The organism is Sinomonas sp. T428B, from assembly GCF_056780155.1.
In genome coordinates, this window is sequence record NZ_JBRAZR010000001.1 from 2,932,022 (window position 1) to 2,942,978 (window position 10,957).

Here is a 10,957-nt window from a genome sequence, read left to right on the forward strand (position 1 = left end):
GGGACGCGAAGGAGCGCTTGAACAACTCATCTAGTCTGCCAGAGATCCGCGGGGATAGCGAATCGGGCCTTCGAGCGGCCGGCCGCGGCCCCCGGACCCCCCATTGCCCTCCCGGCGCCGCGTGAGGATCATGGTCCCATGCCCACCGCGGACCCGCAGGACGCCGACGAGGCACCGCCGCCCCTCGGCCTCGCCACGCCGCCCGCGGAAGCCGCCCCAGGCGAGACGCCCGCCCTGGCCCCCTCCGCCGTCGACCGCCTCGCCGCCCGCATCCCGCCCGACTTCGTCCTCGGCGTCGCGACGGCCGCGTTCCAGATCGAGGGCGCCCTGAACGAGGACGGGCGCGGCCCGAGCGGCTGGGACCGCTTCACGGAGAAGCCCGGGGCCATCGCGCTTGGCCATTCGGCAGCGGTCGCGTGCGACCACTACCACCGCAGCGACGAGGACCTGCGGCTCGCCGCGGACCTCGGGGTGGACTCCTACCGCTTCTCGATCGCGTGGCCGCGGGTCCAGCCGAACGGACGGGGCGCGTGGAACGAGAAGGGCTGGGCCTTCTACGACCGCCTCATCGACCGGATGCTCGAGCTCGGCCTCTCCCCCATGGCGACGCTGTACCACTGGGACACGCCGCTCCCCCTCGAGCTCGACGGCGGGTGGCTCAGCCGCGAGACGGCCGAGCGCTGCGGCGAGTACGCCGCCGAGGCGGGGCGCCGCTTCGGCGACCGCGTGGACCGGTGGATCACCCTCAACGAGCCCGTCTCGGTCACCCTCAACGGCTACGCCGTCGGGATCCACGCCCCGGGCAAGCAGCTGCTCTTCGACTCCATGCCGGCCGTGCACCACCAGCTCCTCGCCCACGGCCTCGCGGTCCAGGCACTGCGGGCCTCCGGCGCGCGGGGCGCCGTCGGCATCACCAACATGCACGCACCCGTGCACCCCGCGGGGATGCACCTCCTGGACCGGATCCACGCGCGCGTCGTCGACCTCATGGTCAACCGGCTCTACGCCGACCCCGTGCTCCTCGGCCGCTATCCCAAGCCGCCCCTACTGGCCCGGAAATTCTTCCACGCCCTGCGCGACCCCAGGCCCGAGGACCTCGCGACGATCCACCAGCCGATCGACTTCTACGGCGTCAACTACTACTACCCGGCGCGCATCCGCCGCGGGCCCGGCCCGACGCCCGATGGCGTGGTGGCGACCAAGGCGATGAAGGCGGTCCCGTTCCACCTCGCCGACTTCCCCGAGTACGCGAGCACCGGCTTCGGCTGGCCCATCTCGCCCGAGCACTGCGGCGTCGTCCTGCGCGAGCTCAAGCAGCGCTACGGCGCCGCCCTCCCGCCCGTGTACATCACCGAGAGCGGGGCGAGCTTCCCGGAGCCGGAGCAGGCGGACGGTCTCGTGTACGACGACGAGCGGATCGACTACCTCTCCGGTCACCTCGAGGCGGCGCTCACCGCCTGCGGGCCCGGCGGCGCCGCACAGGGAGTGGACCTGCGCGGCTGGTACGTCTGGACCCTCATGGACAACTTCGAGTGGGCGGCCGGCTACACCCAGCGCTTCGGGCTCATCCACGTGGACTTCGAGAGCCAGGAGCGCACCCCGAAGGCCTCCTACTACTGGCTCCGGCGCCTCGCCCAGAGCCGCCGGCGCCCGGAGGCCACGGCCGCCGAGGAGGCATGAGGAAAGTCCAGGCACGAGGAAGACCCCGCCGCATACGCGACGGGGTCTTCCTCAGATCAGCCCGTGGGCTGCAGTCCGGTGAGGACTACTTGATGATCTTGGTGACGCGGCCCGAGCCGACGGTGCGCCCACCCTCGCGGATGGCGAAGCCGAGGCCCTCCTCCATGGCGATCGGCTGGATGAGCGCAACGGTCATCTCAGTGTTGTCGCCCGGCATGACCATCTCGGTGCCCTCGGGGAGGGTGATGACACCGGTCACGTCCGTGGTGCGGAAGTAGAACTGCGGGCGGTAGTTCGAGTAGAACGGGTTGTGACGCCCACCCTCGTCCTTGGAGAGGATGTAGACGTTCGCCTCGAAGTCGGTGTGCGGGGTGATCGAGCCCGGCTTGACGACAACCTGGCCACGCTCGACGTCCTCGCGCTTGATGCCGCGGAGCAGGAGGCCACAGTTCTCGCCGGCCCAGGCCTCGTCGAGCTGCTTGTGGAACATCTCGATACCCGTGACCGTGGTCTTCTGGATCGGGCGGATGCCGACGATCTCGACCTCGGAGTTGAGGGCGAGGGTACCGCGCTCGGCGCGGCCCGTGACGACCGTACCGCGGCCGGTGATGGTGAAGACGTCCTCGATCGGCATGAGGAACGGCTTGTCGCGGTCACGAACCGGGTCCGGAACGTTCTCGTCGACAGCCTCCATGAGCTCCTCGACCGAGGCAACCCACTTGGGGTCGCCCTCGAGGGCCTTGAGGCCCGAGACGCGCACGACCGGGGCGTTGTCGCCGTCGAAGCCCTGCGAGGAGAGGAGCTCGCGCACCTCCATCTCGACGAGGTCGAGGAGCTCCTCGTCCTCGACCATGTCGGCCTTGTTCAGCGCGACGAGCAGGTAGGGAACACCAACCTGGCGGGCGAGCAGAACGTGCTCACGGGTCTGGGCCATCGGGCCGTCCGTGGCGGCAACCACGAGGATGGCGCCGTCCATCTGCGCCGCACCCGTGATCATGTTCTTGATGTAGTCAGCGTGGCCCGGAGCGTCGACGTGAGCGTAGTGGCGCTTCTCCGTCTGGTACTCGATGTGGGCGATGTTGATGGTGATGCCGCGCTGGCGCTCCTCGGGAGCAGCGTCGATCGACGAGAAGTCGCGCTTCTCGTTCAGATCCGGGTACTTGTCGGCAAGCACCTTCGAGATGGCAGCAGTCAGCGTCGTCTTACCGTGGTCAACGTGACCGATGGTGCCGATGTTGACGTGCGGCTTAGTCCGCTCGAACTTTGCCTTCGCCACGTGTTCCTCCTAGAACGTATTCAGAAGACTGCTTCCAACCGCGCTTGTCGCGGCTGAAACTCCAGCAAGTCTACTGGGGCTGTGTTTTTTCGTGAAATCACGCGGGAGATGGCCCCCGCGCGGAGGGCGACCCACCGCCGTCGTCCGTGCTTCTCTGCACTGCGCAGACTGCGCAAGGCGCGCGCACGACGGCGACGGGTCGCGGTCCAGAACTACTCGCCGCGCGACTTCTGGATGATCTCGTCGGCAACGGCCTTCGGGACCTCGGAGTAGCTGTCGAACTGCATCGAGTAGACAGCGCGGCCCTGGGTCTTGGAGCGAAGGTCGCCGATGTAGCCGAACATCTCGGACAGCGGCACGAGGGCACGCACGACCTTGACGCCGACAGCGTCCTCCATGGCCTGGATCTGGCCACGGCGGCTGTTCAGGTCGCCGATCACGTCGCCCATGTACTCCTCGGGCGTGCGGACCTCGACGGCCATGAGCGGCTCGAGGATGACCGGGTTGGCGCGGCGCGCGCCCTCCTTGAACACCTGCGAACCAGCGATCTTGAACGCCATCTCCGAGGAGTCGACGTCGTGGTAGGCGCCGTCGATGAGGGTCGCCTTGACGCCCACCATCGGGTAGCCCGCGAGGATGCCGAACTGCATGGCGTCCTGGATGCCGGCGTCCACACTCGGGATGTACTCACGCGGGACGCGGCCACCGGTGACGGCGTTCTCGAACTCGTAGAACGTGCCCTCGGAGGTCTCGAGCGGCTCGAAAGTGACCTGCACCTTGGCGAACTGGCCGGAACCGCCAGTCTGCTTCTTGTGCGTGTAGTCGACCTTCTCGACCTTCTTCTTGATGGTCTCGCGGTAGGCCACCTGCGGCTTGCCGACGTTGGCCTCGACCTTGAACTCGCGGCGCATGCGGTCCACGAGGATGTCGAGGTGGAGCTCGCCCATGCCGCCGATCTCGGTCTGGCCGGTCTCTTCGTTGAGGGAGACGGTGAACGTCGGGTCCTCAGCAGAGAGCTTCTGGATGGCGGTGGAGAGCTTCTCCTGGTCGCCCTTGGTCTTCGGCTCGATGGCCACGAAGATCACGGGCTCCGGGAAAGTCATCGACTCGAGGACGATCGGGTTGTTGACGTCGCAGAGCGTGTCACCCGTCGTGGTGTCCTTGAGGCCGATCACGGCGTAGATGTGGCCCGCCGAGACCTCCTCGACCGGGTTCTCCTTGTTGGCGTGCATCTGGAAGAGCTTGCCGAGGCGCTCCTTCTTGCCCTTCGTGGAGTTCAGGACCTGCAGGCCGGAGGTGGCCTTGCCCGAGTACACGCGGATGAAGTTGAGCTGGCCGAAGAACGGGTGCGCAGCGATCTTGAACGCGAGGGCCGAGAACGGCTCCTCGGCGCTCGGCTTGCGGGTCATCTCGACCGACTCGTCCTTCGGGTCGTGGCCGATCATGGCGGGCACGTCGAGCGGGGACGGGAGGAAGTCGATGACCGCGTCGAGCATCGGCTGGACGCCGCGGTTCTTGAACGCGGAGCCACAGAAGACCGGGTAGATCTCCGAGTTGACCGTGAGCTTGCGGATGCCCGCCTTGAGCTCGTCGATGGTCAGCTCTTCGCCCTCGAGGTACTTCTCCGTGAGCTCCTCGGACGCCTCGGCGGCGGCCTCGACGAGCTGGTGGCGGTACTCCTCGGCCTTCTCGCGAAGGTCGGCGGGGATCTCCTGGGTCTCGTACGCAGCACCCATGGTCACGTCGCCCTTGGCGTCGCCCGGCCACACGAAGGCCTTCATGGAGAGCAGGTCCACGACGCCGACGAAGTCGTTCTCGGCGCCGATCGGGAGCTGCATGACGAGCGGCTTGGCACCGAGGCGCTTGATGATCGTGTCGACCGTGAAGTAGAAGTCGGCGCCGAGCTTGTCCATCTTGTTGACGAAGCAGATGCGCGGGACGTTGTACTTGTCCGCCTGGCGCCACACCGTCTCGGACTGCGGCTCGACGCCCTCCTTGCCGTCGAAGACGGCGACGGCGCCGTCGAGCACGCGCAGGGAGCGCTCGACCTCGACCGTGAAGTCCACGTGGCCGGGGGTGTCGATGATGTTGATCTGGTTCTTGTTCCAGAAGCAGGTCACGGCCGCGGACGTGATGGTGATGCCGCGCTCCTTCTCCTGCTCCATCCAGTCGGTCGTCGAGGCGCCGTCGTGCGTCTCGCCGATCTTGTGGTTCACGCCCGTGTAGAAGAGGATGCGCTCGGTCGTGGTGGTCTTGCCGGCATCGATGTGCGCCATGATGCCGATGTTGCGGACCTTGCTGAGGTCGGTAAGCACGTCGAGTGCCACGGTGTCTCCCTGTTTGTCCCTAATTGGCTGCACATTCGCCGCCGGCCCTCGTGGGGCCGGCGGCGAACGCTGGTATTACCAGCGGTAGTGGGCGAAGGCCTTGTTCGACTCGGCCATCTTGTGGGTGTCCTCGCGGCGCTTCACCGCGGCACCGAGGCCGTTCGAAGCGTCGAGGATCTCGTTCTGGAGACGCTCGGTCATCGTCTTCTCGCGGCGGGCCTTCGAGTAGCCCACGAGCCAGCGCAGGGCCAGCGCGGTGGCGCGGCCCGGCTTGACCTCGACCGGAACCTGGTAGGTGGCGCCGCCGACGCGGCGCGAGCGGACCTCGAGGGTCGGGCGGACGTTGTCCATGGCCTTCTTGAGCGCGGCGACGGGGTCGCCACCCGTCTTCTGGCGGGCACCCTCGAGGGCGCCGTAGACGATGCGCTCAGCGGTGGACTTCTTGCCGTCCACGAGAACCTTGTTGATGAGCTGCGTCACGAGCGGCGAGCCGTAGACCGGGTCGACGACGAGGGGACGCTTCGGTGCAGGACCCTTGCGAGGCATTACTTCTTCTCCTTCTTCGCGCCGTAGCGGCTGCGGGCCTGCTGGCGGTTCTTGACACCCTGGGTGTCGAGGGCACCGCGGACGATCTTGTAGCGGACGCCGGGGAGGTCCTTCACACGGCCGCCGCGCACGAGCACGATCGAGTGCTCCTGCAGGTTGTGGCCGACGCCCGGGATGTAGGCCGTGACCTCGACGCCACCGGTGAGGCGCACACGGGCGACCTTGCGGAGGGCAGAGTTCGGCTTCTTCGGGGTCGTGGTGTACACGCGAGTGCACACGCCACGGCGCATCGGGTTGCCCTTGAGGGCAGGAGCCTTGGTCTTGGAGACCTTCGGCGTGCGGCCCTTGCGGACCAACTGCTGAATAGTAGGCACTTTCGTGTTCTCCGTACTTCGTTGAACTGTTCGCCCGCGTCTCCCTCAACGGGGCGGCGGGCAATGTCGGTTGCTTCGCACTCGCTGCGGCAACCGACCGTAGGCGTGCAAAAGTGTGGCATTCGTTGCGCACCAACCCCGCAACCCGGAAACAGGCCCCGTCGATTCGCTCGGCGTCTCCGCCCAGATTCCGACGGCCTTCATCCACTGCCACACAGAAACAATCGAAGAAAGCTTATCACGCGCGCTCATCCGCGCCGAACCGGACCTCCGGGAGGCTCCCGATGTCGGGTCCACGGACGCCGAGATGGGGGCTTCTGACCCCCGAGATGGGGTGACAAGACCGCCGAGATGGGGGCGGGTGACCCCGAAGTGGGGGGCGGACGCCGAGATGGGGGCTGACCGGTCTCCTCCGGGCATCGCGAGAAGCATTGCCTCGCTGTCCCGCAACCTGTGCGGCCTTTGGCCGCGAGCTCGCTGTCCCGCAACTTGTGCGGCCTTTGGCCGCGAGGGCGGCCCGGCTCCGGGCCGCCCTCGCGGTCAAGGGCCGCTGATGCGGGCCAGGGCCGCTGATGCGGGCCAGGGCCGCTGATGCGGGCGGCCAGGGCAGCTGATGCGACATAGGCCCCGATTGCCCGCCTCGGCATTCGGCGCCACCTCGACGTCCCAGTCCCCGATCTCGGCGTCCCAGTCCCCCATCTCGACGGGGACGGGCCGGGGTGTATACGCGCGGGCGGCCGGCGCCCCCGAAGGGGTGCCGGCCGCCCGTGGTGCGTGCCCGCCGTCGTGCGTCTCAGCAGCTCACGACGGCGGGCGGCGCGACATCAGCGGAAGTCGCCGCCCAGGTCGTAGTCGTCCAGCGGGATCGCGTGGAACTCCTGGACGCCGTCGCCGCTGAGCGGGTCGTAGGCGAAGTCGCTGAACGCGCTCGGACCCGTGAAGAGCGTCGCCTTGGCCTCCTCCGTGGGCTCGACCGTGACCTCCGTGTAGCGGGGCAGGCCGGTGCCGGCGGGGATGAGCTTACCGATGATGACGTTCTCCTTGAGGCCCAGCAGCGGGTCGCTCTTGCCCTCCATGGCCGCCTGCGTGAGGACGCGGGTGGTCTCCTGGAAGGACGCGGCCGAGAGCCAGGACTCCGTGGCGAGCGACGCCTTCGTGATGCCCATGAGCTCGGGACGGCCGGAGGCCGGCTTCTTGCCCTCGGACACGACGCGGCGGTTCTCGTCGCGGTAGCGGCGGGACTCGGCGAGCTCGCCCGGGAGCAGCTCCGTGTCGCCGGACTCGATGACCGTGACGCGGCGCAGCATCTGGCGGACGATGACCTCCACGTGCTTGTCGTGGATGCCGATGCCCTGGCTGCGGTACACGCCCTGGACCTCGTCGACGAGGAACTTCTGCGCCTCGCGCGGGCCCTGGATGCGCAGGACCTGCTTCGGGTCGATCGGGCCGTTCACGAGCCGCTGGCCGACGCCGACGTGGTCGCCGTCCTCGACGAGCAGGCGCGAACGCCGGGAGACCGGGTAGGCGATCTCCTCGGTGCCGTCGTCCGGCGTCAGCACGATCCGCAGCTGCTTCTCGGTGTCCTCGATCGTCACGCGGCCGGCGGCCTCGGAGATCGGGGCCACACCCTTGGGGGTGCGGGCCTCGAAGAGCTCCTGGATACGGGGCAGACCCTGGGTGATGTCCTCGCCACCGCCAGCCGAGACGGCGCCGCCGGTGTGGAACGTACGCATGGTCAGCTGCGTGCCGGGCTCACCGATCGACTGGGCCGCGATGATGCCGACGGCCTCGCCGATGTCCACGAGCTTGCCCGAGGCGAGCGAGCGGCCGTAGCACTTCGCGCACGTGCCGACGGCGGACTCGCAGGTGAGCACCGAGCGGACCCGGATCTCCTGGATGCCGGCGGCAATGAGCGTGTCGATCAGCACGTCGCCGAGGTCGGCGCCGGCCTCCGCGAGGACATTGCCCTCGGAGTCGGTCACGTCCACCGCGAGGGTGCGCGTGTACGCCGTGTTCTCGACGTTCTCGTCCTTGACGAGCTCGCCGTTGTGGTCCGGCACCGCGATCGTGACGTTGAGGCCGCGCTCGGTCTCGCAGTCCTCCTCGCGGACGATGACGTCCTGGGAGACGTCCACGAGTCGACGCGTGAGGTAGCCCGAGTTGGCCGTACGGAGAGCCGTGTCGGCCAGACCCTTGCGGGCACCGTGCGTCGCGATGAAGTACTCCAGGACCGACAGGCCCTCGCGGTAGGAGGACTTGATCGGGCGCGGGATGATCTCACCCTTCGGGTTGGCCACGAGGCCGCGGATACCCGCGATCTGGCGGACCTGCATCCAGTTACCACGGGCGCCCGAGGAGACCATGCGGTTGATGGTGTTCATCTTCGGCATGGACTCGCGCATGACCGACGCGATCTCGGTGGTCGCCTTGTCCCAGATCTCGATGAGCTCGGAGCGGCGCTCCTCGTCGTCGATCAGACCCTTGTCGTACTGGCTCTGGATCTTCGCCGCGCGGTCCTCGTAGCCGGCCAGGATGCCGGGCTTCGCGTCGGGCACGGCGATGTCCGAGATGGCCACCGTGACGCCCGAGCGGGTCGCCCAGTAGAAGCCCGCGTCCTTGAGGTTGTCCAGCGTGGCGGCCGTGACGACCTTCGGGTAGCGCTCCGCGAGGTCGTTGACGATCCGGGAGAGCTGGCCCTTGTCCGCGACGGACTCGACCCACGGGTAGTCCTCGGGCAGGGTCTCGTTGAAGATGACCTGGCCGAGCGACGTCTCGATCAGCGCCGGCGTGCCGGGCTCCCAGCCCTCGGGCGCGGGGCGCTCCGCGGAGGGGACGAAGCCCTCGAGGCGGATCTTGACCTGCGCGTTGAGGTGCAGCTCACGGGCGTCGTGCGCCATGATCGCCTCGGCCACCGAGGAGAACACGCGGCCCTCGCCCTCGGCCCCCTCACGCTTGGTCGTGAGGTGGTACAGGCCGATGATCATGTCCTGCGAGGGCAGGGTCACGGGACGGCCGTCCGACGGCTTGAGGATGTTGTTCGAGGACAGCATCAGGATGCGGGCCTCGGCCTGGGCCTCCGGGCTCAGCGGCAGGTGCACGGCCATCTGGTCGCCGTCGAAGTCCGCGTTGAAGGCGGCGCAGACGAGCGGGTGCAGCTGGATGGCCTTGCCCTCGACGAGCTGCGGCTCGAAGGCCTGGATGCCGAGGCGGTGCAGGGTGGGCGCACGGTTGAGCAGCACCGGGTGCTCGGTGATGATCTCCTCGAGCACGTCCCAGACCTGCGGGCGGTAGCGCTCGACCATGCGCTTGGCGCTCTTGATGTTCTGCGCGTGGTTGAGGTCCACGAGCCGCTTCATGACGAACGGCTTGAAAAGCTCGAGGGCCATCTGCTTGGGCAGGCCGCACTGGTGCAGCTTGAGCTGCGGGCCGACGACGATGACCGAACGGCCCGAGTAGTCGACGCGCTTGCCGAGCAGGTTCTGGCGGAACCGGCCCTGCTTGCCCTTGAGCATGTCCGAGAGCGACTTGAGCGGGCGGTTGCCCGGGCCCGTCACGGGGCGGCCGCGGCGGCCGTTGTCGAACAGCGAGTCCACAGCCTCCTGGAGCATGCGCTTCTCGTTGTTGACGATGATCTCCGGCGCACCGAGGTCAAGCAGTCGCTTGAGGCGGTTGTTCCGGTTGATCACGCGGCGGTACAGGTCGTTGAGGTCGGAGGTCGCGAAGCGGCCACCGTCCAGCTGGACCATCGGGCGCAGCTCCGGCGGGATCACCGGGACGGCGTCGAGGACCATGCCCTGCGGCTTGTTCTCGGTGGTGAGGAACGCGTTGACCACCTTGAGGCGCTTGAGCGCACGGGTCTTCCGCTGGCCCTTGCCGTTCTGGATGATGTCGCGCAGGTTGTCGGCCTCGGCCTCGAGGTCGAAGGACTCGAGGCGCTTCTGGATCGCCTCGGCGCCCATCGAACCCTCGAAGTACATGCCGTACTTGTCGCGGAGCTCGCGGTACAGCGCCTCGTCGCCCTCGAGGTCTGCGACCTTGAGGTTCTTGAAGCGGTCCCAGACCGCCTCCATGCGCTCGATGTCGGCATCCGCGCGCTTGCGGATGGTCGCCATCGTCTTGTCGGCGAGGTCGCGGGCCTTCTTCTTGTCCGCGGCCTTGGCACCCTCGGCCTCGAGCCGGCCCAGCTCCTCCTCGAGGTCGCGGGCGACGGCGGCGATGTCGGAGTCGCGGTTGTCCACGAGGCGCTTGCGCTCGAGGTCGTGCTCGGCCTGGAGGTTCGGCAGCTGCTCGTGCCGGCGCTCCTCGTCGACCTTCGTGATCATGTAGGCCGCGAAGTAGATGACCTTCTCGAGGTCCTTCGGGGCCAGGTCGAGCAGGTAGCCGAGGCGCGACGGGACGCCCTTGAAGTACCAGATGTGCGTCACGGGCGCAGCGAGCTCGATGTGGCCCATGCGCTCGCGGCGGACCTTGGCGCGGGTCACCTCGACGCCGCAGCGCTCGCAGATGATGCCCTTGAAGCGCACGCGCTTGTACTTGCCGCAGTAGCACTCCCAGTCACGGGACGGGCCGAAGATCTTCTCGCAGAAGAGGCCGTCCTTCTCGGGCTTGAGGGTGCGGTAGTTGATGGTTTCCGGCTTCTTGACCTCGCCGTGCGACCAGGCGCGGATGTCGTCCGCGGTCGCGAGGCCGATCTGCATGAGGCCGAAGGAGGATTCGCTGGACAATGTGGTCCCTTATCTCTCGTGTCTCTAAGT

General features: G+C 68.0%; 6 protein-coding genes. 1 reads left to right on the top strand and 5 read right to left on the bottom strand.

Translation table 11 applies throughout. The annotated features are described in order from the left end of the window. Nucleotides 1–138: 138 nt before the first annotated feature. Nucleotides 139–1,680: a GH1 family beta-glucosidase gene (locus ACUYMY_RS13595; RefSeq protein WP_481704069.1), complete on the top strand. Its 1,542-nt coding sequence runs from the start codon at nt 139–141 to the stop codon at nt 1,678–1,680. Between the two features lie 85 nt (nt 1,681–1,765). On the opposite strand, the gene tuf is transcribed toward ACUYMY_RS13595, so the two are convergent. The 5 genes from tuf to ACUYMY_RS13620 all read right to left on the bottom strand — a co-directional run bounded on the left by tuf (nt 1,766) and on the right by ACUYMY_RS13620 (nt 10,927). Next, on the bottom strand, nt 1,766–2,956 hold the full coding sequence (tuf, locus tag ACUYMY_RS13600) for an elongation factor Tu (protein ID WP_481704070.1): 1,191 nt from the start codon (nt 2,954–2,956) through the stop codon (nt 1,766–1,768). Nucleotides 2,957–3,168: 212 nt separating this feature from the next. Next, on the bottom strand, nt 3,169–5,283 hold the full coding sequence (gene fusA / locus ACUYMY_RS13605; protein ID WP_481704071.1) for an elongation factor G: 2,115 nt from the start codon (nt 5,281–5,283) through the stop codon (nt 3,169–3,171). A 75-nt stretch (nt 5,284–5,358) separates the two neighbouring features. Beyond that, a complete protein-coding gene (rpsG, locus tag ACUYMY_RS13610; RefSeq protein WP_077490634.1) occupies nt 5,359–5,829 on the bottom strand; it encodes a 30S ribosomal protein S7 in 471 nt (156 codons plus the stop codon). Further along, nucleotides 5,829–6,203: a 30S ribosomal protein S12 gene (gene rpsL, locus ACUYMY_RS13615; RefSeq protein ID WP_077490633.1), complete on the bottom strand. Its 375-nt coding sequence runs from the start codon at nt 6,201–6,203 to the stop codon at nt 5,829–5,831. The genes rpsG and rpsL overlap by 1 nt, the downstream gene beginning before the upstream one ends. Before the next feature lie 824 nt (nt 6,204–7,027). Continuing rightward, complete coding sequence (locus ACUYMY_RS13620) at nt 7,028–10,927, bottom strand: DNA-directed RNA polymerase subunit beta' (RefSeq protein ID WP_481704072.1); 3,900 nt, start codon at nt 10,925–10,927, stop codon at nt 7,028–7,030. Nucleotides 10,928–10,957 lie beyond the last annotated feature (30 nt).

Bases quoted from the DNA above. Each gene is read 5' to 3' on its own strand.
- ACUYMY_RS13595 (WP_481704069.1), top strand. From the start codon at position 139: ATGCCCACCGCGGACCCGCAGGACGCCGACGAGGCACCGCCGCCCCTC.
- rpsG (WP_077490634.1), bottom strand. From the start codon at position 5,829: ATGCCTCGCAAGGGTCCTGCACCGAAGCGTCCCCTCGTCGTCGACCCG.